Genomic DNA, 22,033 nt, shown 5'->3' with positions numbered 1-22,033 from the left:
GTTCAGCCTCCCTGGACGGCGGTGAGGATTTCGACGCGGTCGCCGGCGGCGAGCGTCGTGGTGGGCCACTGCGCGCGCGGGACGACGGTTTCGTTGACGGCGGCGGCGACACCGGAGTGCGCCGAGGAGAGGGTGGCCACGACGGCTTCGAGCGTGGTGCCCGAGGCCACGTCGCGTGCCTCCCCGTTGACGGAAACGGCGAAGGGCGTGCTCATGCGTGCTGCTCCGTGAAGTGCGGCGTGGCGGGAGGGGGTACGGGGGAGGGCTCGGCGAAGCGGCGCGGGGTGAACGGACGCGCCACGTCCGGCAGTTCACCGGTGGTCAGGGCGTGCGCCATGACGTCACCCGTGAGGGGCGTCAGGAGGATGCCGTTGCGGTGGTGGCCGGTGGCCAGGTGGAGTCCGGCGAGCCGCGTCGGGCCGAGCAGCGGCGCGTTGTCGGGGGAGCCGGGGCGCAGACCCGCGCAGGTCTCGGTCAGCGGCAGTTCCGTGATGCCGGGGACCAGTTCGTGCGCGTCCCGCAGGAGTTCGTAGACGCCGCCGGCGGTCACCGTGGTGTCCCAGCCGAGCTCCTCGCTGGTCGCGCCGACGACGAGCTCGCCGTTCTCACGCGGCACGAGGTAGACGTGGCTGCCGCGCACCACGGCCCGCACGGTGCGGCTCAGGAACGGCGCGTACGGCTCCGGCACCGTCAGCCGCAGAACCTGGCCCTTCACGGGCCGCACGGGCGGCAGGACGTCCTCCGGCACGCCCCCGAGACGCCCGCTGAGGCTGCCCGCCGCGAGCACCGTCAGGCCCGCGCCCAGCTCGGTGCCGTCCGCCAGGACGACGCCGCGCGCCCGGTCGCGTACGACCGAGAGGCGCTCGGCCCACGCGCGGTGGAAGGCCACACCGGCCCGCTCGCAGGCCACCACGAGCGCCGCCGCGAGCCGGCGCGGGTCGACCTGGTGGTCGCCGTCGACCCGCAGCCCGCCCCGTACGCCCGGAGCGAGCATCGGCTCAAGACGGCGGCACTCGCGGCCGCTCAGCCACTCGGACTCCAACCCCGAACGGCGCTGCAGGGCGTGCAGTTCGCGCAGGTGGGCGCGGTCGTCGGAGTCGAGCGCGACGGCGAGCGTGCCGCACGCGCGATAGCCGAGGTCCCGTCCGCTCGCCTCGGTCAGCTCGGCGGCGAAGGCGGGATAGCGGCGGGCGGACTCGACGTTGAGGCCGAGCAGCGTCTGCTCGCCGTAGTGGAGTTCGGTGACGGCGGCCAGCATGCCCGCGGCGACCTGCGCGGCGCCCCCGCCCGGCGCGGGGTCGACGAGCGCGACGGAGAGCCCGCGCTGAGCGGCCCGCCAGGCCGTGACCAGGCCGATGACGCCGCCTCCGACGACGAGGACGTCAGAGGTGGCGGATGGTGGTGTCGTACTCGGACGCGCTGGTGGCGTACGTGGATGCATGGGCGTCCAGCCCCTCCCTTCGCCGGCATGACCCGGATCAGGTTCGTACGGTCGGAGGCCGTCCCAGCCTCCCTCTCAGCCCGGTGCGCCCGGGCTCCCGCGAGTGCTCTGCACCGGCCACCCTAGCCCGTCGCTTCGCGTGGCAGTAGGGGAGCTGTCCGGGTATGGGCGGTGACGGTGTGTCAGAGATCTCCCCGCAGCCATCTCAAGGCGCCGCGGCACGCCGCCCTACAGTGATCGGGTGAGCGAGCAGCAGAGGCAGAGCGGAAGTCAGCGGCAGGCGGCGCGGCGCGTCGTCATCGTCGGAGCCGGAATGGCCGGGGTGCAGACCGCGGTGGCCCTGCGCGAACAGGGGTTCGCCGGTCCGGTCACCGTCGTCGGGGCGGAGCCGCACCAGCCGTACGACAGGCCGCCGCTGTCCAAGGCGGTGCTGCTCGGCAAGGCGGAGGGCTCCGCCTTCGACATCGACTTCGAGGCGCTCGGCATCGAGCTGGTCCTGGGCCGCGAGGTCACCGGCGTGCGCCCCGCCGACCACGAGCTGGACACCGCCGACGGCCCCCTCGCGTACGACGTCCTGGTCCTCGCGACCGGCGCCGAACCGATCCGGCTGCCCGGCACCGAGGGAGTCCCCGGCGTCCACCTGCTGCGCACCCTGGACGACGCCGAGCGGCTGCGCCCTGTCCTCGCCGAGCAGCGGGAGATCGTGGTCGTCGGGGCGGGCTGGATCGGCGCGGAGTTCGCGACCGCCGCGCGTGAGGCGGGCTGTTCCGTCACCGTGGTCGAGGCCGCCGCACGGCCGCTCGCCGGGGCGCTGCCCGAAGAGGTCGCGGCCCCCATGACGGGCTGGTACGCGGACTCCGGAGCGGTCCTGCGCACCCACGCGCGCGTGGAGCGTGTCGAACCGGGCACCGTCGTCCTGTCCGACGGGACCCGGCTGCCCGCGGGCGCCGTCGTCGTCGGCATCGGGGCGCGGCCCGCGACGGCCTGGCTGACCGGCTCCGGGATCGAGCTGGGCAGCCACAGGGAGGTCGTGGCCGACGACGGGCTGCGCACCTCGGCGCCCGACGTGTACGCGGTCGGCGACTGCTCCTCCTTCCCTTCGGGAAGGTACGGCGAGCGTCTGCTCGTCCACCACTGGGACAACGCCCTGCAGGGCCCGCGCACGGTGGCGGCGAACATCATCGGCGAGACACCCGCGGCGTACGACCCCGTGCCGTACTTCTGGTCGGAGCAGTTCGGCCGCTTCGTGCAGTACGCGGGCCACCACGCATCGGCGGACGAGCTGGTGTGGCGCGGCGACCCGTCGGGGGTGGCCTGGTCGGTGTGCTGGTTGCGGGAGGGCGCCCTGGTGGCGGTCCTCGCGGTGGGCCGCCCCAGGGACCTGGCCCAGGGGCGCAGGCTGATCGAGTCGGGCGCCCGGCTGGACCCGGCTCTGACGGCGGATCCGGCGGTGCCCCTGAAGAAGGCGGTCCGGTAGCCGGACGGCCGCCGTCCGGTGCGTGTCACCGGCCAGAGATACGCTGGGACGGTGACCGAGATTGACGCAAAGACTGACGCTCTTGTCCCCGCCTGGCTGCACCTCCCCGACATCGCGGAAATGCTCGATGTCGAGGTGACCCGTGTGCGCCAGCTGGTCAAGGAGGGCCAGCTGATCGCCGTACGCCGTGGGGAGAACCGGGCGCTCCAGGTGCCCGCCGCCTTCATCGACGGCGACAAGGTCGTCAAGGGCCTCGCCGGCACCCTGACGCTCCTGAGGGACGACGGCTTCTCCGACGAGGAGATGCTGGAGTGGCTCTTCACCCCCGACCCGACCCTGCCCGGCACCCCCGTGCAGGCACTGGGCGAGAATCGCGGCACGGAGGTGAAGCGCCGCGCCCAGGCGCTGGCCGTTTGACCTGAGCACACCAGTACATCATCGACAACGGGGGGACTTCTCCATGGCCGCCGACCACCGCGACCGGCTCGCCGACGCCCGGCTCTATCTCTGCACGGACGCCCGCAAGCGCCAGGGGGACCTCCCCGAGTTCCTCGACGCCGTCCTCGCGGGCGGCGTCGACATCGTGCAGCTGCGCGACAAGGGCATGGAGGCCGGCGAGGAGCTGGCGCACCTCCAGGTCTTCGCGGACGCCGCGCGGCGGCACGGCAAGCTCTTCGCGGTGAACGACCGCGCGGACGTCGCGCACGCCGTCGGCGCCGACGTGCTGCACCTCGGCCAGGGCGACCTGCCCGTCCCCGCGGCCCGCGCCATCCTCGGCGGCAGCGACGACGTGCTGATCGGCCGCTCCACGCACGCCGAGTCGGAGGCCGCCGCGGCCGCCGTCCAGGAGGGCGTGGACTACTTCTGCACGGGGCCGTGCTGGCCCACGCCCACCAAGCCGGGCCGCCACGCCCCGGGCCTCGACCTCGTCCGGTACACGGCCTCGCTCGGCACGGACCGGCCCTGGTTCGCCATCGGCGGCATCGACGCGGGCAACCTGGACGAGGTGCTGGAGGCGGGTGCGCGGCGCGTCGTCGTCGTGCGGGCGATCACCGAGGCCGACGACCCCGGCGCCGCGGCCGCGGAGTTCGCCAAGCGACTCCGTACGGCTGTCTGAGCAACAACCCGGAAGTGTCCGATCCGTGGACAACAAAGCGGCAAATCGGCTAAATCTCCCAGGTCTGGTTGGGTGACCGTCGCGGCCTGGCTAACCTGCCCATATGGCCTCAGGCACAGCTTCGACCAGGACTGACCGTGCGCGCACGGTGCGCGACATGCTCGCGACCGGGAAAACGACATTTTCGTTCGAGTTCTCCGCTCCGAAAACCCCGAAGGGTGAGCGGAACCTCTGGAACGCGCTGCGGCGGGTCGAGGCGGTCGCCCCGGACTTCGTCTCCGTGACCTACGGCGCGGGCGGTTCGACGCGCACCGGCACGGTCAAGGAGACCCAGCAGATCGTCGCCGACACGACCCTGACGCCCGTCGCGCACCTGACGGCGGTCGACCACTCCGTGGCCGAGCTGCGCAACATCATCGGGCAGTACGCGGACGCCGGGATCCGGAACATGCTCGCGGTCCGCGGCGACCCGCCCGGCGACCCGCTCGGCGACTGGATCGCGCACCCGGCCGGCCTCACCTACGCCGCCGAACTGGTCGAACTCATCAAGGAGTCCGGCGACTTCTGCGTGGGCGTCGCCGCCTTCCCCGCGATGCATCCGCGCTCGCCCGACTGGGAGTCCGACACCCGGCACTTCATCGACAAGTGCCGGGCCGGCGCGGACTACGCGATCACGCAGATGTTCTTCGACCCCGAGGAGTACCTGCGGCTGCGCGACCGCGTCGAGGCGGCGGGGTGCGAGACGCCGATCATCCCCGAGATGATGCCGGTCACCAACGTCCGCCAGCTCGACCGGCTGCCGCAGCTCAGCAACGCCGTGTTCCCGGCCGAGCTGAAAGAGCGGATCCTCTCGGTCAAGGACGATCCCGCCGCTGTACGCTCCATTGGCATCGAGTTCGCGACGGAGTTCTGCGCGCGGTTGCTGGCCGAAGGCGTGCCCGGGCTGCACTTCATCACGCTGAACAACTCCACGGCGACGCTGGAGATCTACGAGAATCTGGGCCTGCACCACCAGGCCTGAACGGTCGTACCCGCACCCGAGGGGCGGCGACCGCAGGGGAGAGGGGCGTACATGGGCTGGACGGTCCTCTACATCGCGTTCGGATGCGTCGCGCTGTGGCTGCTCGGCGAGGTGCTGCTGCAGTACAAGGCCAGGCTGCGCTGGCGCCTGCTCGCCTTCGTGGGCTTCCTCGGCGTCGTCGTCGGCGTGCTGACCCCGGAGGTGTGGATCATCGGGATCGGCGCCATCGCGTTCGCCACGGGCCAGACGTACGTGACGATGTCGTTCCGCCGGGGCTTCTCCACCGGCTGGGCGCTCGGCGGACAGCCGGGCCTGAGCAAGCGCCGCAAGCGGCCGGCACGGGCCGCGACGGCCGTGCGGGAACCGACGCTCCGGGTCTCCGACCTGGAGGTCTCCGACCGGGACGGCTCCGACCAGGACGTCCCCGACTTGGAGTACGGCCAGGTCCCGCCGCCGCCCGCGCACGGCCCGGACGTCCCCGCGGCCGGGATATACGAGCCGGAGCCGCTGCCCGACGACACCGGGCAGTACGGCGTGTACGACGACGCTCCGTACGCCCCGCCGAGCGCGGGCGACACCCACCAGAGCGAGGGCTACGGCTACGACGCCGCGGCCTACACCGGCTACGACCAGCAGCACGCCCAGCAGAACTACACGTACGACGAGACCGGCCAGCAGCAGTACGCCGCCTACTCCGACCCGTACATCGGCACGCAGACCTACGGCGCGAGCCAGAGCTACGACACCTACGGCGACCCGCAGCAGTACGCCCCGTACGGCGGCGACACCTACAGCGGCTCCCTCGGCGGTACGTACGAGGACACTCCGCCCGGCGGCGTCTGGGTGCCGCAGCAGCGCACCACCGACGAGCACTTCGGCGGCGAACTGCCGCCCGAGCAGCCGCATCCCCCGTACCAGGAGGGCGGCCACACCGGGTACGACGGGCCGGGCTACAACGAGCAGCAGTACCGCTACTGAGGCACGAGGGTCACTGGAACACGCGGCTCACTGGGAGCCGCGGAACTCCGGGCCCTCCACGATCAGGCCCGCCACGAGGGTGCCCGACATGCCGGCGTGCGGGAGGCCGCCGCCGGGGTGCGCCCAGCCGCCCACGGCGTACAGCCCCTGGAGCCGCGTGCTGTTGGACGGGTGCAGCAGCGTGCCGTCGGCCGCCGCGAGCGCCGGGGCCGGGACCGCGCCGCCGTCGGCACCGGTGGCGTCGGCGACATCGGCCGGGGTGCGGACCTCGTGCCAGAGGAGACGGCTCCGGAGGTCCGGGACCACGGCCTCGGCGCGGGCGATCACCCGCTCCACGTCCGCCGGAGTGACCTCCAGGTGCGCGGGCACCGTCACCGTCAGCGTCACCGCCTCGTGCGCGCCGTCCGGCGTCACATCCGGGTCGTCGGGGCGCAGCACGGCGACGGTGGGTGAGGCGGGGAGTCCGGGCCGCTCGCCGAAGAGGCGGTCGAGCTCGTCCTCCCGGTCGGCCGAGTGCAGCACCGTCCGGAGCGGGGTGCCCTCGGGCCGCACCCCGGACAGCGCGAGGAACACCGTCAGCCGGCTGGGCAGGCCCGAGCGCGCGGGAACGTCATCCGCCGCCCGCACGTCCGTGCCGGGCAGCATGCCGTCCAGAAGCGTGGGGGCCACGCCGGCGACCACGAAGTCCGCGTCTACGACGGTGCCGTCCGCGAGCTCCACGCCCGCCGCCCGGCCGTCCTTCTCGACGATCCGCGTCACCGCCGAACCGAACACGAACTCGACCCGCCGGGCCACGCACCGCTCGTACACCGCACGGGCCAGGGCGCGCATGCCGCCCCGCGCCGACCAGGTGCCGAACGTCTGCTCCAGATAGGGCAGGACGGCCGCGCTCGCCGGCGTCACCCGGGGATCCAGGCCGTGCGCGAGGGCGAACTGCTCCAGGAGCGCGACAAGGCGCGGGTCGCCGCCCAGCTCCAGCTCGCCGACCTCGCTGAGCGTGACCGCACGGCGCTCGCGGCGCAGCAGGCGCTTGAACGGCACCGACGGATACGGCTCACGGGCGGCGAGCACCTCCCAGTTCGGCCAGAGGGGCTCCTCCAGGAGGGGGCGACGGGTGCGGTCCCAGGCTTCCCTGGCACGGTTCATGAACGCCGACCAGCGCGCGCCCGCGCCCTCGCCGAGGGCCGTGTCCAGGGCCTCGCCCACGCCCGCCCGCGAGGCGTTCGGCAGGTCGGCCGCGGTGTCGTCCGCGAAGACGTGGCGCACGGCGGGCTCCACCTGGGACAGCTCGACGCACTTCTCCAGCGGCTCCTTGCCCGTCTTGACGAACAAGTCGCGGTAGACCGCGGGGAGCTGGAGCAGCCCCGGTCCGGTGTCGAAGGCGAAGCCGTCCCGCTCGACGCGGCCGAGCGCGCCGCCGTACGTCCCACCGCGCTCGTACACCACCACCCGGTGGCCAGCGACGGCCAGCCGGGCGGCCGCCGTCATCGCGCCGAGACCGGCGCCGATCACCACAATCCGTGCCATGCCAGGGACTTTATCGGCAGCCACCGACAGTCACGGCGGCGGTGGTCCGGTCCGCCCCGCAAGCCGCTTCTCCTCGCGCCGCTGCGCCCTGCGCCGCAGGAACCGGCGGATCCGCGAGACGAGGAAGAACAGCAGGAGCAGGCCGAGCAGCAGAAGGACGGCCGCGATGATCGCGGCGGCCTCCGGGTAGAACATCGCGAAGCTGATGACGCCACCGACGCCGAGATCCTCGGCGGTGCTCATCACGACGTTGCTGAACGGCTCCGGCGAGGTGTTGATCGCCATCCGGGTGCCGGCCTTCACCGCGTGGCTGGCCAGCGCGGTCGTGCCGCCCACCGCGCCCGCGGCCAGGTCGGGGAGCGACCCGCTCTGCCCGGCGAGGAGCGCACCCACCACGGCGCCGGAGACCGGCCGGATCACGGTGTGTGCCGTGTCCCAGACCGAATCGACGTACGGGATCTTGTCGGCGACGGCCTCGCACACGAAGAGCACACCGGCCGCGATCAGCACATCGGGCCGCTGCAGCGCCTCGGGAACCTCGTCACTGACTCCGGTCGCGCCGAAGACGCCGAGCAGCAGGACAACGGCGTACGCGTTGATCCCGCTCGCCCAGCCGCTGGTGAACACCAGGGGGAGTACGGACACGGACGTGATCGTAACCAGTCGGGGACGAAGCGGCCTGGGGATGAGTGCGTACGCCTGAGTATCCGTACCTAGTGGGTGAGATGAGTACGCGCGCGGATGGGGCCCCACCTGCGGAGACGGAAGAGTGTGGGGCACGGAGAGGGGCGTGGCGCCGGTACCGCCGACACGGGGCGGCGGAACGGTGCCGCGCCCTTGGCCGCTCCTCCCGCCGACACGGCGGGAGCGAGGTACGGGGGTGACTCGGGGGGACGACCAAACGGGGGTCGCACGGGGGTCACGGGGGGACACGAAGAAAGTGCCGGTCCGGTGCCGCCCGGGAACGGGGGCTCCGGACCGGCGCCGTCGTGCGGAGTTTCCGTGTCCCTACGCGCGCGTGCCGCTGACCCGGCCCTGCAGCAGCCGCGAGAGGGCCGCGTGCACGTCGTCCAGCGAGCGCTCCGGCTGGAAGGCCTGCCAGTCAAGCGCGGCCACCAGGACCATGCCGACCAGCGCGGCGGCCGTCAGCGGGATGTCGATCTCCTCGCTGAGCTCACCGTTCTCCACGCCCGCCCGCAGCACGTCCTCGACCACCGCGACGGCCTGCTGCCTGACCACGAGCAGCGTGGACTGCCAGGCCCGGTTGGTCCGCCACAGCTCGGCGACGTACAGCTGGGTGAAGGCCGGATAGCGGTTGATGAAGACCAAACCCGCGCGGATCATCGCGTCGAGGGCGTCGACCCTGCTGCCGCCGCTCCTGTCGGCCTCCTCGGCGGCTTCCTTGAGGGAGGCGGTCAGCAGGCCGACGCCGTGCCGCAGCAGCTCTTCGAAGAGGACCGATTTGCTCGCGAAGTTGTAGTAGACGGTGCCCTTCGCGACACCGGCCCGTTCGGCGATCTCGTCGACAGTCGTGGCCGAGAAACCCTGCTCGGCGATGAGGGTGACGGCGGCCTCGTAGAGCTTCTGCCGAGTGGCCTCGCGGCGGGTGCTGACTGCACTACTGTCCATGGCCCTGATTCTCACACTCACAGGCTCAGCTCCGGGTGCAGCCGGTCCAGGGTCCACACCTGCTTGCGGCGCGCGGAGAGCGCGGTCAGCGCGAGCGCGCCCAGGGTGAAGGCCGACAGGACCGCGCAGCCCAGCCAGACGGGACCGAGGCCGCCGCCCGTGATGAGTCTCCGGAGAGCCTCAACGACGTAACTCATCGGCAGGAAGGGGTGGATCGCGCCGAAGAAGCCGGGGCTCGTCTGCACGGGGTACGTGCCGCCCGCCGACGTCAGCTGCAGCATCAGCGCGGCGAGGACCAGGATCCGCCCGGCCGCTCCGAAGCGGGCGTTGAGCCACTGCACGATCGCCGCGAAGCACGCGGTCACCAGGCAGAGGAAGCCCGCCGTCCCGGCCGCCCTGGCCATCTCCAGGCCGAGCCCCCAGTGCAGGACCGAGAGGAGGGCCGCGGTCTGCAGCACGCCCAGGGCGGCCACCGGCAGCCAGCCCGCGATCGCGATGCGCCACGCGGAGGCGCCCGCGGCGAGCGCGCGCCGGTTGAGCGGCTGGATCAGCATGTACGCCACCATCGCGCCGACCCACAGGGAGAGCGGGATGAAGTACGGCGCGAAGCCCGTGCCGTAGTTGGGCGCCTTGTGCATCGACTCGGAGGCCAGCCGCACGGGGTCGGACATGACTCCGGTGCGCTCGTCACGGTCCTTCTTGTCGTAGTCCGGGATTTTTTTGACGCCGTCATGCAGCCCGCCGGACAGCTTCGCGGAGCCGTCGGCCAGCTTGAACATGCCGCCCTTGAGGTCGCCCGCGCCGGTCTCCAGCTTGCCGATGCCCGTGTCGAGGTCGTCGGCGCCGGTCTTGGCGGTGCCGAGGCCGGTGTGGAGCTTCTTGGCGCCCTTGGCGACCTTGCCCGCGCCCTGGTTGAGGTCGTTGATCTGCGTGACGGCGGTGTTCAGGTCCTCGTCGAGGTGCGGGGCGCGGTCGGCGAGTGCCTGGGACTTCTTCTGGAGCCTGGCCAGGTGCTTGTCGAGCTTCTTGACGTCGCTGTTCTGGTCCTTGATCACGGTGTTCATGTCGTCCGCGATGGTCGACACGTTCTCCGCGGCCTTCTTGGCCTCCTTGAGCTTCGGGCAGTCGGGGCCGGGGACGGGGGCCTTCACGCACTGCTTCGTATAGAGGTCGTCCATGATCTTCGAGGCCTCCTCGGCGCCCTTCGCGGCGCCGGGTGCGTGCTTCACCCAGGTGTCCAGGTTGTGGCGCATCGCCTTGGAGGAGTCGGCGACGAGCTGAGCGGTGTGGCCGATGCTCCTGCCGTTGTCCTTCAGGAAGGGGCGCACCTTGTCCGCCGCGCCGTTGACCCCGTCGGCCAGCTTCTGCGTGCCGTCCGCGACCTTCTTCGAGCCGTCCTCAAGCCTGCCCGCGCCCGTGTGGAGCTTCCGCACGCCCCTGGCGAGGTCGCCGCTGCCCTTCTTGGCGTCCGTCAGGCCGTTCGCGAGGTCCTTGGTGCCCTTCTTCGCCTTGCCGATGCCGTCGTCCAGCTTGTCGGCGCCCTCGGCGGCCTGCTGCGTCTTTCCGTGGATGTCGGAGAACGAGATGAAGATCTTGTCGAGGAAGGAACGCGACGCCTTCGTGGACGCGGCGGAGCGCACCTCGGAGAAGACCGTCCGCGAGATCTGCCCGACGATGTAGTTGTTGGCGTCGTTCGTGCGCACCCGCAGGGCGCCCGTCTCCGGAGAGTCCCCCGAACTCGACGCGATGCGCTTGCTGAAGTCCGTGGGCATGGTCAGCGACAGGTAGTACGTCCCGTCCTCCACGCCCTTGCGCGCCTCGGCGTCACTCACCTCGTGCCACTCGAAGGTCTTGCTGTCGCGCAGCCCCTCGACGATGTTGTCGCCCGCCGCGAGCTTCTTGCCCTGTGCGGTGGCTCCCTTGTCGTCGTTGACGAGCGCCACGGGGATGCGGTTCAGGTGGCCGTACGGATCCCAGAACGACCACAGGTACAGCGCGCCGTAGAGCAGCGGGAGCAGCAGGAGGGCGACGAGCGCGGCGCGCGGCAGCTTCCCCCTGCCGAAGCGCCTGAGCTCAAGCGCGGCCAGTTTCGGCGAACGCATCCGCTGCCTCCTTGTCGTCGTCGGTGCGGACCACGACCGCGCCCTCCGGAGCCTCGCTGCACACCGCGACGACGGTCGTCCCGTGCTCCGTGAGGGACTTCAACATCCCCCACGCCTCGGCCCGTTCCGCGTCCGAGAGCTTCAGGTCGGTGTCGTCGACGCCGAGCACGCGCGGCCGGCCGATCAGGGCCAGGGCCACGGAGAGCCGCAGGGCCTCCAGCCGCTCCAGGTCGCGCACGGAGGTCCGCCGCCCCTTGGGCAGGCTCTCCATGTCGAGCCCGGCGGCGGCCAGCGCGGTGTCCACGCGCAGCCGCGTCTGGGCCGCCCGCTCGGCGCGGGGCCGCAGCAGACCGCGCAGCGGCCCGCCGAACCGCCGCTCCAGGAGCGCCCGCTCGCGCAGGTGCTCGGCGACGGTCAGGGCCGGGTCCAGGTCGGTGACGCCGGGCACGGGGCCGAGCCCGCTGATCCGGCGCACCGCGGCCAGCTGCTCGGGCAGCCGGAAGCGGTCCACGGACGCGTGGCCCTCGGTGGCGCGCATACGTCCCGTGAGCGCGAGCAGAAGACAGGTGCGGCCGGAACCCGAGGGGCCCTCCAGCGCGATCAGCGACCCGGGCTCCGCTTCGATCCCGATGTCGCGGAACGCCCAGCCCCGCGGCCCCTTGAGCCCGAACTCCTCGGCGGTGACGGCGGCTCCGCGCGCGCCGTCGGTCGGACCGTCCACAGTCCCCCCTGCCCCTCCGTCGAACCGGCTTTTTGCACTGACTGGTCAGTTCAAAAGTAAGCCCGCATCCGCGATTCAGGCAAAGACGCAGGTCAGAGCCGATTGTCAGTGGGGTACTCCACGATGGACACATACGGCCACTGCGCCGTCACACGACGACAGGAGGTTCGTCATGGCCAGCACTTCCGCAGCAGCCGCCCGCCGGCACCGCGCCGTCGGCCCTGCTCCCTCACTGACCGGCCCGGCGAGCGATGTCCACCCCGTCCTGCGCCGCGCGACCGCCCCGCCCGCCGCCCTCGAACTGCTCGCCCAGGCCCGCGCCGGAATCGACGAGGCCACCCGCCTCGACGCCCCCCACGAGCGCTATGCCACCGCCCACCTCGCCGCCCTGCGCACCGCCGCCGCCGTCCTCGCCGCGCGCGGCCGCCCCGAGACGACACCGCGCCGCAGGCAGCGCATCCGCAGCGCCTGGGAAGTCCTCCCCGAAATAGCTCCCGAACTCGCCGAGTGGAGCGCCCTGTTCGCCTCCGGCGCCGCCCGGCGGGCCCGCGCCGAGGCCGGCATAGCGGCCGCCGCCACCGCCCGCGACGCCGACGACCTGCTCCGCGACGTCGCGATGTTCCTGCGCCTCGTTGAGCGGATGCTCGTGCTCCAGCCCGTGCTGCCCCAGCCCCGGCAGGAGCCGCAGGACGCGGGCCGGGAGCCGCCGGACGCGGGCTGACCGGCCCGTCCGTGCCCCGGGACGGGTGACAGGGGCACGCCGCGACAGGCAATAGGGTGGGGGCAATCGCACCCCACGCGCCGAGGAGTCACCTGCCGTGTCGGACCCGATGCGCCCCCGCGCTTCTCTTCGTACAGCAGTGGTCTGGGACGTCTTGAAGGACGCCCTCGACCGCCGCGCCGAGGCCACCGGCCGGGAGTCGCGCACGGAACTCGACGTGCTCGACACCGGCGGCGGCAGCGGCAACTTCGCGGTGCCGGTCGCCCGCCTCGGCCACCGCGTCACCGTCGTCGACCCCAGTCCGAACGCGCTGTTCGCGCTGGAGCGCCGGGCCGCCGAGGCCGGCGTCGCCGACCGCGTGCGCGGCGTCCAGGGCGACGTGCTCGGCCTCTTCGACGTCGTCGAGCGCGGCGGCTTCGACGCGGTCCTGTGCCACGGCGTCCTGGAGTACGTGGACGACCCCGCCGAAGGCGTGCGCCTCGCCGTGGACGCGCTGCGCCCCTCCGGCGTCCTCAGCCTGCTCGGCGCGGGCCTCGGCGGCGCCGTGCTCGCGCGGGCCCTCGCCGGGCACTTCAAGGAGGCGCAGACCGCGCTCACCGACCCGGCGGGCCGCTGGGGCGCGGGCGACCCCGTGCCGCGGCGCTTCACCGCCGAGCAGCTCACCGGTCTGGTCGAGGCCGCGGGCGTCCGCGTCGACGCGGTGCACGGCGTCCGGGTCTTCGCCGACCTGGTCCCCGGCGTCCTCGTGGACACCGAGCCGGGCGCCCTGGACGCCCTCCTCAAGCTGGAGGCCGCCGCCGCGGAGCTGCCCGCCTTCCACTCCGTGGCCACCCAGCTGCACGTGCTCGGCGAGGCGCAGGACGCGGCCGGAGCCTGAGGCGCTCCGGCGGCTGACCGGCTGATCAGGGCCGCAGCCGCACATGGAGTACGCCACAGGCCCCCCGAACGGGCTACGGGCGCCGTATGATCGAGGGACACCGTTCTGCATGAGGGTTCGGCCGCTGGGGAATGCACGCTTCAGCGAGCCGGATCGGCGTGAGGGTCCGGTTTGGCGAAGTTGGCGTAGAGGGGCGGGTTTCACGGGGGCGATTCCCTGCCTATCCTGAAGGGGACCCCCGGTCGCCCCGGCGACTGCACGATGAGGAGGACTCCGTGCCGCTCTCGGAGCACGAGCAGCGCATGCTCGAGCAGATGGAGCGAGCGCTGTACGCCGAAGATCCCAAGTTCGCGACAGCGCTTGAGGGAAGCGGGCTGCGTACGTACACCCGGAAGCGGGTCTACCAAGCGGTCGCGGGCTTCCTGGTGGGTATCGCCCTTCTCATGGCCGGAATGGTCGCCCAGCAGATCTGGATCAGCGTGGTGGGGTTCCTCGTCATGCTGGGCTGCGCGGTGCTCGCCGTCACCGGTTGGCGCAAAGCGCCGAAGCCGGGCGAACAACCTCCGGGCACGGCCGCCGCGCCGGGCGGGGCCGCGGCCCCACGGCAGGCGAGGCAGCGCCGCTCCGTAATGGACCGCATCGAGCAGCGGTGGCAGCGCCGCCGCGACGAACAGCAGGGCGGTCAGTGAGCGCAGCCGCTCAGGACTGACCGAACAGACGTAGTCATGTGTGAGGGGTGACCACCCACCGGGCGGTCACCCCTCACACATGTGTGCGCACGCACCGGCCTGCTCAGCCCTGCTGGCCCGCCCGTCGCGGCAGCTTCCGCGCGACCGTCGCCCACCGCTCGGCGGCCCGCCCGCGCCAGCGCGCGCCGAACGCAGTCCACCGGTCCGAGACCGCCCACACCACCCGCGCGGCCGAACGCGGCGCGAGCGTCACCCGCAGCCGGGTGGCCCGGCCCACCGAGGCGTTCAGCCCGTCCCGTATCCGCCGCACGTCCTCGGCCAGTCCGGTCGCGGGCTGCGGGCGCGGGGCGTAGAGGACCTGCTCCACCGCGGCCGCCACCCGATGGACGGCCTCCGCGGGAGCCGCGGTCAGCCGGCCCACACGGACGATGCGCGCCGCGGCCTTCCGGGGAGTCAGCGACTCGTCCGGCGCGATGCCGTGGTCCCAGGCCGTATCGGTCACTTCGAGCCAGGCCGCCAGCGTGCGCGCCGCCGCCTCCGCCTCGGTGCGGCCGCCGGACCCCAGCCGCACGGCCCGCGTACGGGTCCGCCACAGCAGGGGCAGCAGCGGCACCCCGACGACGAGCAGCGCCGCCAGGCCGATGCCCACGATCATCCCGATGGGCGGACCCTCACCGCCCGACCCGGCCGCGACCTGCGGGGCAGCGCTCGCGCAGCCGCCCTGCTTCTTCATGTCGGGCGGGCAGGTGTCCGACGCGGAAGGCGCCGTGGACGGCTCGGTGGACTCGGTGGGCTCCGGGGAGTCCGGGTCGCCCGCGTCGCCCGAAGGGACGTCCGAACGGGTGTACTCGGGCACCGTGCCGCGGCTCGGTGTCGGCTCGAAACGGGTCCAGCCCACGCCCTCGAAGTACAGCTCGGGCCAGGCGTGCGCGTCCCGCAGCCCGACCGACATCGAACCGTCCCCGCGCGCGGTGCCCGGCGTGAAGCCCACGGCGACCCGCGCCGGTATCCCCAGGGTCCGCGCCATGGAGGCCATCGCGAAGGAGAAGTGGACGCAGAACCCTTCCTTCTGCTTCAGGAACCGCTCGATCGCGGAGGGACCGCTGCCCGCCCGCACCTGGGTGTTGTACGTGAAGCCGCCGTCCGAGGCGAAGTAGTCCTGGAGCTTGACCGCCTGCTCGTACGGATTCGCGGCGCCCTTGGTGACCTGCCGGGCCCTGGCCCCGACCATCGCCGGAAGCGACTCCGGCACATCGGTGAACTCGCGCCGCAGGCCGTCGGGCGGCGCCGGCGCGGCGGCCAGCTGCTCGGCCGTGGGCTCCACGACCAGGCTCTTGACCTGGTACCGGACGCCCCGCGTGGTCTGGCCCCGGTCGCCGACGAGGGCGCGGCCCACCGGCTCGAACCGCCAGCGGCCGCCGATGTCGACCTGGCTGGCCGGGAAGGGCATGGGCAGCCAGTTCTGCGCGTAGCCGTCGGCGGCGGAGAGGTTGGTCTGGATCTCCGTCCTGCGGACGTCGGGGCGCAGCCCTTCGGGGTTCGGCAGTGGCGACGGCACGTCCTGAATGCGCCGGACGGTGGTCTTCCACGTCGTGCCGTCGAACTGGTCGAGCGAGACGATGCGCAGATACAGGTCGTCGGTCGCCTCGGCGTTCGTGCGGTACGAGAGGACCTCGCGGTCCTCCGGCTGGTTCAGGCTGTCCTGGAGCGCGACCAGCGGGTTCACGGCCGAGATCGTGCCGCCGCCGCCCGAGCCGCCGCCCCCCGGACCGCCGGAGCCGTCCAGCAGGCCACCGTCCAGGGCGGGCAGCGCGAGCGGCACCACCAGGGCGATGCCGAGGGCCACGGCGCCGATGCGGCGTCCCGTGCGGACCGGGGCGAGCGCCCCGCTGCTGCTCTCCAGGCCCCCGGAGACCCGGCCCGGCGCGCGCGCCGCGCCGCCGAACACCCGGCCCCACTGCGAGAGCCGGTCGCGGCCCTCCGCCAGGAGCAGCAGCAGATAGCCGGCCGCGGCCAGCAGGAACCACAGCCACCCGGCGCCGCCGTCGGAGAGCCCCGCCGCGACCGAGTACAGGGCGAGCAGCGGAAGCCCGGCGGGGGCCGCGGTGCGGAACGTCACCGCGAGCGCGTCCACCGCGAGGCCGATCACCAGGACACCGCCGACCAGCATCAGCCGGATGCCGTCGCTCAGCGGCGCCGGGATCATGTACTTGCTGACGTCGTTGCCGCCCGCCTCCAGGAGCACGCCGAACCGCTGGAACACCTCAGGTCCCGGCACGATCCCGGCGAGGGCCTGCTCGCGGGCGAAGACCAGCGTCAGCAGGACCAGCGAGAACAGCGCCTGCACCGCCACGGTCAGCGGCCTGGCCAGCGGCACCCGCCGGGCCAGCGCGCCCACCCCGCTCTGCAGCACGAGCAGGATCACCGCCTGCAGGAACCACGTCGCCGGGTCGACCAGCGGCAGCAGCGAGCCGGACGCCATCAGGGTGGCCGCGGTGGCGCACACCGCGAGCCGCGCGCGCCCGCTCATGACCGCCCCCGAATCCTCGTACGTCCCCGGCCGCTCATGCCCATCCCCCGGTCGTCGTGCCCGCCGCGGGCGCGGGGCCCGCGCTCGTGCGGGCGTGGTCCGCCTGCCGCCACAGATCCGCGAGATCCGCGCCCGGCGGCACGGCGAGGGCCGTCCAGCCCGCCTGCCGGAGCATCCGCACGCGCGCGTCACCGGCCTCGGACGGCAGAGCGCCCTGGCCCTGCGCCCAGGCCGCGCTGTCGAGCACGAAGGCGACCGCGGAGCCGCTGCGCTGGCGCATCTTGGCGACCACCGCCGCCTGCTCCTCCGCCAGGTCGCCGAGGAAGGCGACGAGAAGGCCCTCGTTCCCGCCGCGCAGCACGTCGTAGGCGCGGGAGAGCCCGGCGCCGTCCGAGTGGTCGATCACCGCGAGGGTGTCCATCATCAGTCCGGCCGCGTCCGCCGACTCCTGGCCGGAGCCCGCGAAGCCGTCCGAGCCCTCGCCCGGCACGGAGGTGCCCGCGTCGGTCAGCAGGCGCACCGAGAAGCCCCGTTCGAGCATGTGCACCAGGGCGGACGCCGTGCCCGACACCGCCCACTCGAAGGCCGAGTCGGGGCCCGCGCCCCGGAAGCCGACGCCCCGGGTGTCCAGGAGCACCGTGCAGCGGGCCCGCTGGGGCTGCTCCTCGCGGCGCACCATCAGCTCGCCGTAGCGCGCGGTGGAGCGCCAGTGCACCCGGCGCAGGTCGTCGCCGTGGCGGTATCCGCGCGGGATGACGTCGTCCTCGCCGGCCAGCGCCAGCGAGCGGTTCCGCCCTTCGCCGTACCCCTTCGCCTCACCGGTGAGGCGCACCGGTGGCAGGGCCGTCACGCGCGGGATGACCGTCAGCATGTCGTACGTCGAGAAGGAGCGCGTCAGTTCGCACATCCCGAAGGGGTCCGTCAGGCGCAGCTGCAGGGGTCCCAGGGGATAGCGGCCGCGCAGGTCGGAGCGGACGCGGTAGGACACCTCGCGCCGCCCGCCCGCCTCGACGCGGTCGAGCACGAAGCGGGGCCGCGGCCCCAGCACGTACGGCACCCGGTCCTGGAGCATGAGGAGGCCGGTGGGCAGCCGCGAGACGTTGTCCATCCGCAGGTGGACGCGGGCCTCCGAACCGGCGGACACGCGCGCGGGGGAGAGCCTGCGGCTGCCCGCGACGCGGTAGCGGGTGCGGAACAGGACGGTCGCGCACACCAGCGGCAGCACGGCGAGCAGCAGCCCGACGCGCAGCAGGTCGCTCTGGCCCAGGACATAGGCGCAGACGGCGGCGGCGACGCCGGCCGCGAGGAAGGAGCGGCCGCGGGTGGTCAGGCCCGCGAGGGCCGTGCGCATCCCGCCCTTCTCGTCCTCGGCGGGGCCCGCCGGGCTCCCCCCGAGCGCCATCACAGCCTCCGGGCGCCGGGCGGCTGCTGGTCGAAGTAGGCGCCGGTGCCCGGAGGCTGTGATGGCGCTGCGGCGGGCACCGGGGTGCGCTGCAGGATCTCCAGGACGACGGATTCCGCCGTGCGGCGGTTCAGCTGGGCCTGTGCCGTGGGCAGCAGGCGGTGCGCGAGGACGGCGACGGCCAGCGCCTGCACGTCGTCCGGCAGGGCGAACTCGCGGCCGCTGAGCGCGGCGGAGGCCTTGGCGGCGCGCAGCAGGTGCAGCGTCGCGCGCGGGGACGCCCCGAGTCTGAGGTCGGGGTGGTTGCGGGTCGCGCCGACCAGGTCGACCGCGTACCGCCGGACGGGGTCGGCCACGTGGACCGTGCGCACGGCGTCGATGAGCTTCACGATGTCGTGGGCGTGCGCCACCGGCTGGAGGTCGTCCAGGGGCGAGACGCCGCCGTGCACGTCGAGCATCTGGAGCTCGGCCTCGGGCCCGGGATAGCCGATCGAGACCCGCGCCATGAAGCGGTCGCGCTGCGCCTCGGGCAGCGGGTAGGTCCCCTCCATCTCGACGGGGTTCTGGGTGGCCACCACCATGAACGGGCTGGGCAGTTCATAGGTCTGCCCGTCGATGGTGACCTGGCGCTCCTCCATGGACTCCAGGAGCGCGGACTGCGTCTTCGGAGAAGCGCGGTTGATCTCGTCGCCGATCACGATCTGCGCGAAGATCGCCCCCGGCTTGAACTCGAAGTCCCTGCGCTGCTGGTCGAATATGGACACGCCGGTGATGTCCGACGGCAGCAGATCCGGTGTGAACTGGATCCTGCGCACGGAGCAGTCGATGGACCGCGCCAGTGCCTTGGCGAGCATGGTCTTGCCCACGCCCGGCACATCCTCGATGAGCAGGTGCCCCTCCGCCAGGAGCACAGTCAGCGAAAGCCGTACGACCTCTGGCTTGCCCTCGATCACACCCTCCACCGACCTGCGGACACGCTCCGCCGTCGTGGTCAGATCTGTGAGGCTCGCTCGATCGTCATAGGTCGTCACCCGGCCCTCCTCGGCCCTTCCCCGCGCTCCCAAGGAGCAGGGGATACCCCAGTCGGGCCGCCACTCAAGCGTGCGACCCGGTACACCCCGAATTCACGGGCGTCACACATGAATGGTTCTGCGTGATGCCACCCCCGCATTGTTGTTGGGCATACCGGGTCGTGTCACTCGCCTGTGGATAACTGGCGCTGATTTGTCGGGTCTTACGACACTTTGTCCGTCACGCGGGATCGATCTCCCGCAGCAGGCCCGTCCGCACGTCGAAGACGAACCCGCGGATGTCGTCGGTGTGCACCAGGAACGGCGAGGTCCGCACCCGCTCCATCGACTGCCGCACGTCCTGGTCGACGTCGCGGAAGGACTCCACCGCCCACGTCGGCCGCTGGCCGACCTCGGTCTCCAGCTCCTGGCGGAACTCCTCGGTGAGGGTCTCCAGGCCGCAGCCGGTGTGGTGGATCAGGACCACGCTGCGGGTGCCGAGCGCGCGCTGGCTGATGGTCAGGGAGCGGACGACGTCGTCGGTGACCACCCCGCCCGCGTTGCGGATGGTGTGGCAGTCGCCCAGTTCGAGGCCGAGGGCCTCGTGCAGGTCGAGACGGGCGTCCATGCAGGCGACGACGGCGACGCGCAGGACGGGCCGGGCGTCCATGCCGGGGTCGGTGAACCGGGCGGCGTATTTCGCGTTCGCGTCCACGAGGCGGTCGGTGACCGTCCCGACGGCTATGTCGCCGATGGGCTCAGCGGGGGTGTTGTCCGAGGAGGCTGCGGAAGTCGACATGGCTAAGACGTTAATGCGCGTTGATCGTCCAGGCCCGCTGTGAGGAGGGACAAAGAACGTCAAAGACTCTTGTTGTGAGCTAACCCACAGGCCGGTCGGCATACGGCCGAACGGGTGAGCCCACCGGATTCGCACCCCTGTCGGGGCCGGTCCACGACGCGCAGGCCGGTTGATTGACCGGGAGACACGGTGGACTAAAGTGACGCGAAGCGGGAGACGTGACCTGCTCCCTGCTGGACCGCACATCCCGGGGATTCCCAGAATCCCCCCACGTGCGCGGCGCGTACGTACGGCTCGGCCTCCTCCCGCTCCCGGTCGGCTGACGCCACTTCCCCGGCGCCAGCAGTCCATTCCCCTTCACGGAGCGGGTGGGGACCCGGCGGTGCGTGCGCACGCCGCGCCGGACCTGAGAGGGCCCCTTGAGCGACAACAGCCGACACGTCCCGGTGATGCTCCAGCGGTGCCTGGACATGTTGGCCCCCGCGCTCGCCGAGCCGGGCGCCGTCGTCGTCGACTGCACCCTCGGACTCGGCGGCCACAGCGAGGCCCTCCTCGCCACCTTCCCGGCCGCCCGCCTCGTCGCCCTGGACCGCGACAAGGAAGCGCTGCGCCTCTCCGGCGAGCGGCTCGCCCCCTACGGCGACCGGGCCACCCTGGTGCACGCGGTCTACGACGAACTCCCCGACGTGCTCGACCGCCTCGGCATCCCCCGCGTCCAGGGCGTCCTCTTCGACCTCGGCGTCTCCTCCATGCAGCTCGACGAGGCCGACCGCGGCTTCGCGTACGCCCAGGACGCCCCCCTCGACATGCGCATGGACCAGACGACCGGCATCAGCGCCGCCGAGGTCCTCAACACGTACGCACCGGGTGAACTGGTGCGGATCCTGCGCCAGTACGGCGAGGAGAAGCAGGCCAAGCGCATCGTGAGCGCCGTCGTGCGCGAGCGCGAGAAGGAGCCGTTCAGCAACAGCGCGCGGCTCGTCGAGCTCATCCGCGACTCGCTGCCGCAGGCCGCCAAGCGCACCGGCGGCAACCCCGCCAAGCGCACCTTCCAGGCCCTGCGCATCGAGGTCAACGGCGAGCTGAGCGTCCTGGAGCGAGCCGTCCCGGCGGCCGTGGGGGCGCTCGCCGTCGGCGGCCGGATCGCCGTCCTCTCGTACCACTCGCTGGAGGACCGCCTGGTCAAGCAGGTGTTCGCGGCCGGCGCCGCGAACACCGCACCGCCCGGCCTGCCCGTCGTCCCCGAGCGCTACCAGCCGCGGCTCAAGCTTCTGACGCGCGGCGCCGAACTCCCCACAGAGGAAGAGGTCGCCGAGAACCGCAGGGCGGCCCCGGCCCGGCTGCGGGGCGCGCAGCGCGTACGCGAAGACGTCCGCTGAGCAGCACATGCTGACCGGAGTCCGCTGATCAGAGTCCGCGAGGAGGCTCCATGAGCAAGAAGCCCGAGCTGCGGGGGAGGGCCGCCCGCCTCGCGCGGCTGCTGCCCCAGGGCCCGAACCAGGCCGCGCGCACGCCCTTCGTCCTCCTGGTCGTCGTGCTCCTGGGCGGCGGTCTGATCGTGCTGCTCATCCTGAACTCCTCCCTCAACGAAGGCTCGTTCCAGCTGAGCGAGCTGAAGAAGGAGACCAAGGAGCTCACCGAGGAGGAGCAGGAGCTCCAGCGCGACGTGGACGGCTATGCGGCCCCCGACGCCCTCCAGCGTCGCGCCCGCGAGCTCGGCATGGTCCCCGGCGGCGACCCGGCCTTCCTGGACCCCGACGGGACCGTGCGCGGCGTGCCGGGCGCCGCGGCCCGCCCCTCGTCGCTGGCGTACCCCGCGCCGCGCCCGCAGGAGGTCGCGTCCCCCGCCGCGTCCGTCTCGATCCCGGTCGCGCCCCCCGTGCCGCCCCCGGCCCCGGACGCCACGGCATCCGCCCCGCCGCCGCCCGCCCCCGCCGCCCGGCCGCCCGCGCAGCCCGGCCTCCCCACGACGACCTCCGGCAGGTGACGCAA

Annotated in this window: 21 protein-coding genes and 1 riboswitch; of the genes, 10 read left to right on the top strand and 11 right to left on the bottom strand. The window is 72.9% G+C overall.

All coding sequences use genetic code 11. The features are described from left to right. Positions 1–2: 2 nt before the first annotated feature. Positions 3–215: a sulfur carrier protein ThiS gene (gene thiS / locus AB0H82_RS14665; protein ID WP_362992472.1), complete on the bottom strand. Its 213-nt coding sequence runs from the start codon at positions 213–215 to the stop codon at positions 3–5. Beyond that, positions 212–1,441, bottom strand: coding sequence for a glycine oxidase ThiO (thiO, locus tag AB0H82_RS14660; protein WP_362992470.1), 1,230 nt, complete (start codon positions 1,439–1,441; stop codon positions 212–214). The genes thiS and thiO overlap by 4 nt, the downstream gene beginning before the upstream one ends. Then, a riboswitch (TPP riboswitch) is annotated at positions 1,439–1,552 on the bottom strand. Its footprint overlaps the gene before it by 3 nt. A 130-nt stretch (positions 1,553–1,682) precedes the next feature. Here thiO and AB0H82_RS14655 point away from each other — a divergent pair. From AB0H82_RS14655 to AB0H82_RS14635, 5 genes are all read left to right on the top strand, one after another. Further along, the gene (locus AB0H82_RS14655) at positions 1,683–2,918 is read left to right on the top strand and encodes an FAD-dependent oxidoreductase (RefSeq protein WP_362992468.1); all 1,236 of its coding nucleotides are present in this window, start codon (positions 1,683–1,685) and stop codon (positions 2,916–2,918) included. A gap of 51 nt (positions 2,919–2,969) precedes the next feature. Continuing rightward, positions 2,970–3,335: an Rv2175c family DNA-binding protein gene (locus AB0H82_RS14650; RefSeq protein WP_362992467.1), complete on the top strand. Its 366-nt coding sequence runs from the start codon at positions 2,970–2,972 to the stop codon at positions 3,333–3,335. A 43-nt stretch (positions 3,336–3,378) separates the two neighbouring features. Beyond that, positions 3,379–4,035 (top strand): thiamine phosphate synthase, encoded by a 657-nt coding sequence (gene thiE, locus AB0H82_RS14645; RefSeq protein WP_362992465.1) that lies wholly within the window; start codon positions 3,379–3,381, stop codon positions 4,033–4,035. Positions 4,036–4,138: 103 nt separating this feature from the next. Then, entirely contained in the window at positions 4,139–5,056 is a 918-nt protein-coding gene (gene metF, locus AB0H82_RS14640) for a methylenetetrahydrofolate reductase [NAD(P)H] (protein ID WP_362992463.1), read from the top strand. A 51-nt stretch (positions 5,057–5,107) separates the two neighbouring features. Continuing rightward, positions 5,108–6,034, top strand: a complete 927-nt coding sequence (locus AB0H82_RS14635; RefSeq protein WP_362992461.1) for a hypothetical protein — start codon at positions 5,108–5,110, stop codon at positions 6,032–6,034. A gap of 27 nt (positions 6,035–6,061) precedes the next feature. Here AB0H82_RS14635 and AB0H82_RS14630 read toward each other — a convergent pair whose 3' ends face one another. The 5 genes from AB0H82_RS14630 to AB0H82_RS14610 all read right to left on the bottom strand — a co-directional run bounded on the left by AB0H82_RS14630 (position 6,062) and on the right by AB0H82_RS14610 (position 12,013). After that, entirely contained in the window at positions 6,062–7,561 is a 1,500-nt protein-coding gene (locus AB0H82_RS14630; protein WP_362992459.1) for an NAD(P)/FAD-dependent oxidoreductase, read from the bottom strand. Between the two features lie 30 nt (positions 7,562–7,591). Beyond that, positions 7,592–8,206 (bottom strand): DUF4126 domain-containing protein, encoded by a 615-nt coding sequence (locus AB0H82_RS14625; RefSeq protein ID WP_362992457.1) that lies wholly within the window; start codon positions 8,204–8,206, stop codon positions 7,592–7,594. Positions 8,207–8,569: 363 nt separating this feature from the next. Further along, positions 8,570–9,190, bottom strand: a complete 621-nt coding sequence (locus AB0H82_RS14620) for a TetR/AcrR family transcriptional regulator (protein ID WP_362992455.1) — start codon at positions 9,188–9,190, stop codon at positions 8,570–8,572. 17 nt (positions 9,191–9,207) lie between these two features. Then, positions 9,208–11,292, bottom strand: a complete 2,085-nt coding sequence (locus tag AB0H82_RS14615; RefSeq protein ID WP_362992453.1) for a YhgE/Pip domain-containing protein — start codon at positions 11,290–11,292, stop codon at positions 9,208–9,210. Then, complete coding sequence (locus AB0H82_RS14610; RefSeq protein ID WP_362992451.1) at positions 11,264–12,013, bottom strand: ATP-binding cassette domain-containing protein; 750 nt, start codon at positions 12,011–12,013, stop codon at positions 11,264–11,266. Before AB0H82_RS14610 ends, AB0H82_RS14615 begins: the two co-directional genes overlap by 29 nt. A 172-nt stretch (positions 12,014–12,185) precedes the next feature. Here AB0H82_RS14610 and AB0H82_RS14605 point away from each other — a divergent pair, with 172 nt between their 5' ends. The 3 genes from AB0H82_RS14605 (at position 12,186) to AB0H82_RS14595 (ending at position 14,300) form a co-directional block, all read left to right on the top strand. Then, positions 12,186–12,734, top strand: coding sequence for an SAV_6107 family HEPN domain-containing protein (locus AB0H82_RS14605; protein ID WP_362992449.1), 549 nt, complete (start codon positions 12,186–12,188; stop codon positions 12,732–12,734). Positions 12,735–12,831: 97 nt separating this feature from the next. Next, the gene (locus AB0H82_RS14600; protein ID WP_362992447.1) at positions 12,832–13,611 is read left to right on the top strand and encodes a methyltransferase; all 780 of its coding nucleotides are present in this window, start codon (positions 12,832–12,834) and stop codon (positions 13,609–13,611) included. Between the two features lie 275 nt (positions 13,612–13,886). Continuing rightward, positions 13,887–14,300 (top strand): DUF3040 domain-containing protein, encoded by a 414-nt coding sequence (locus AB0H82_RS14595; protein WP_362992445.1) that lies wholly within the window; start codon positions 13,887–13,889, stop codon positions 14,298–14,300. A 103-nt stretch (positions 14,301–14,403) separates the two neighbouring features. On the opposite strand, the gene AB0H82_RS14590 is transcribed toward AB0H82_RS14595, so the two are convergent. The 4 genes from AB0H82_RS14590 to AB0H82_RS14575 all read right to left on the bottom strand — a co-directional run bounded on the left by AB0H82_RS14590 (position 14,404) and on the right by AB0H82_RS14575 (position 20,041). Further along, positions 14,404–16,830: a DUF3488 and transglutaminase-like domain-containing protein gene (locus tag AB0H82_RS14590; RefSeq protein ID WP_362992443.1), complete on the bottom strand. Its 2,427-nt coding sequence runs from the start codon at positions 16,828–16,830 to the stop codon at positions 14,404–14,406. 34 nt (positions 16,831–16,864) lie between these two features. After that, complete coding sequence (locus AB0H82_RS14585; protein ID WP_362992441.1) at positions 16,865–18,232, bottom strand: DUF58 domain-containing protein; 1,368 nt, start codon at positions 18,230–18,232, stop codon at positions 16,865–16,867. Beyond that, positions 18,232–19,263: a MoxR family ATPase gene (locus tag AB0H82_RS14580; protein WP_362992440.1), complete on the bottom strand. Its 1,032-nt coding sequence runs from the start codon at positions 19,261–19,263 to the stop codon at positions 18,232–18,234. The genes AB0H82_RS14585 and AB0H82_RS14580 overlap by 1 nt, the downstream gene beginning before the upstream one ends. Before the next feature lie 220 nt (positions 19,264–19,483). Further along, positions 19,484–20,041 (bottom strand): carbonic anhydrase, encoded by a 558-nt coding sequence (locus AB0H82_RS14575; protein WP_362992438.1) that lies wholly within the window; start codon positions 20,039–20,041, stop codon positions 19,484–19,486. A 419-nt stretch (positions 20,042–20,460) separates the two neighbouring features. Between AB0H82_RS14575 and rsmH the strand changes: the two genes are divergently transcribed. After that, the gene (gene rsmH / locus AB0H82_RS14570; protein ID WP_362992436.1) at positions 20,461–21,420 is read left to right on the top strand and encodes a 16S rRNA (cytosine(1402)-N(4))-methyltransferase RsmH; all 960 of its coding nucleotides are present in this window, start codon (positions 20,461–20,463) and stop codon (positions 21,418–21,420) included. A 50-nt stretch (positions 21,421–21,470) separates the two neighbouring features. Then, on the top strand, positions 21,471–22,028 hold the full coding sequence (locus AB0H82_RS14565; RefSeq protein ID WP_362992434.1) for a septum formation initiator family protein: 558 nt from the start codon (positions 21,471–21,473) through the stop codon (positions 22,026–22,028). Positions 22,029–22,033: the final 5 nt, after the last annotated feature.

It is taken from the genome of Streptomyces sp. NPDC050732 (assembly GCF_040654255.1).
Classification (GTDB): domain Bacteria; phylum Actinomycetota; class Actinomycetes; order Streptomycetales; family Streptomycetaceae; genus Streptomyces.
The sequence above is the reverse complement of the archived record's forward strand: the minus strand, read 5'-3'. Positions and strand labels throughout refer to the sequence as shown.

Coding starts and splice junctions, on each gene's coding strand:
- AB0H82_RS14615 (WP_362992453.1), bottom strand. CDS start 11,292: ATGCGTTCGCCGAAACTGGCCGCGCTTGAGCTCAGGCGCTTCGGCAGG.
- AB0H82_RS14585 (WP_362992441.1), bottom strand. CDS start 18,232: ATGGCGCTCGGGGGGAGCCCGGCGGGCCCCGCCGAGGACGAGAAGGGC.
- AB0H82_RS14620 (WP_362992455.1), bottom strand. CDS start 9,190: ATGGACAGTAGTGCAGTCAGCACCCGCCGCGAGGCCACTCGGCAGAAG.
- AB0H82_RS14565 (WP_362992434.1), top strand. CDS start 21,471: ATGAGCAAGAAGCCCGAGCTGCGGGGGAGGGCCGCCCGCCTCGCGCGG.
- AB0H82_RS14635 (WP_362992461.1), top strand. CDS start 5,108: ATGGGCTGGACGGTCCTCTACATCGCGTTCGGATGCGTCGCGCTGTGG.
- thiS (WP_362992472.1), bottom strand. CDS start 215: ATGAGCACGCCCTTCGCCGTTTCCGTCAACGGGGAGGCACGCGACGTG.
- AB0H82_RS14630 (WP_362992459.1), bottom strand. CDS start 7,561: ATGGCACGGATTGTGGTGATCGGCGCCGGTCTCGGCGCGATGACGGCG.
- AB0H82_RS14590 (WP_362992443.1), bottom strand. CDS start 16,830: ATGAGCGGGCGCGCGCGGCTCGCGGTGTGCGCCACCGCGGCCACCCTG.
- thiO (WP_362992470.1), bottom strand. CDS start 1,441: ATGCATCCACGTACGCCACCAGCGCGTCCGAGTACGACACCACCATCC.
- AB0H82_RS14605 (WP_362992449.1), top strand. CDS start 12,186: ATGGCCAGCACTTCCGCAGCAGCCGCCCGCCGGCACCGCGCCGTCGGC.
- AB0H82_RS14575 (WP_362992438.1), bottom strand. CDS start 20,041: ATGTCGACTTCCGCAGCCTCCTCGGACAACACCCCCGCTGAGCCCATC.
- thiE (WP_362992465.1), top strand. CDS start 3,379: ATGGCCGCCGACCACCGCGACCGGCTCGCCGACGCCCGGCTCTATCTC.
- metF (WP_362992463.1), top strand. CDS start 4,139: ATGGCCTCAGGCACAGCTTCGACCAGGACTGACCGTGCGCGCACGGTG.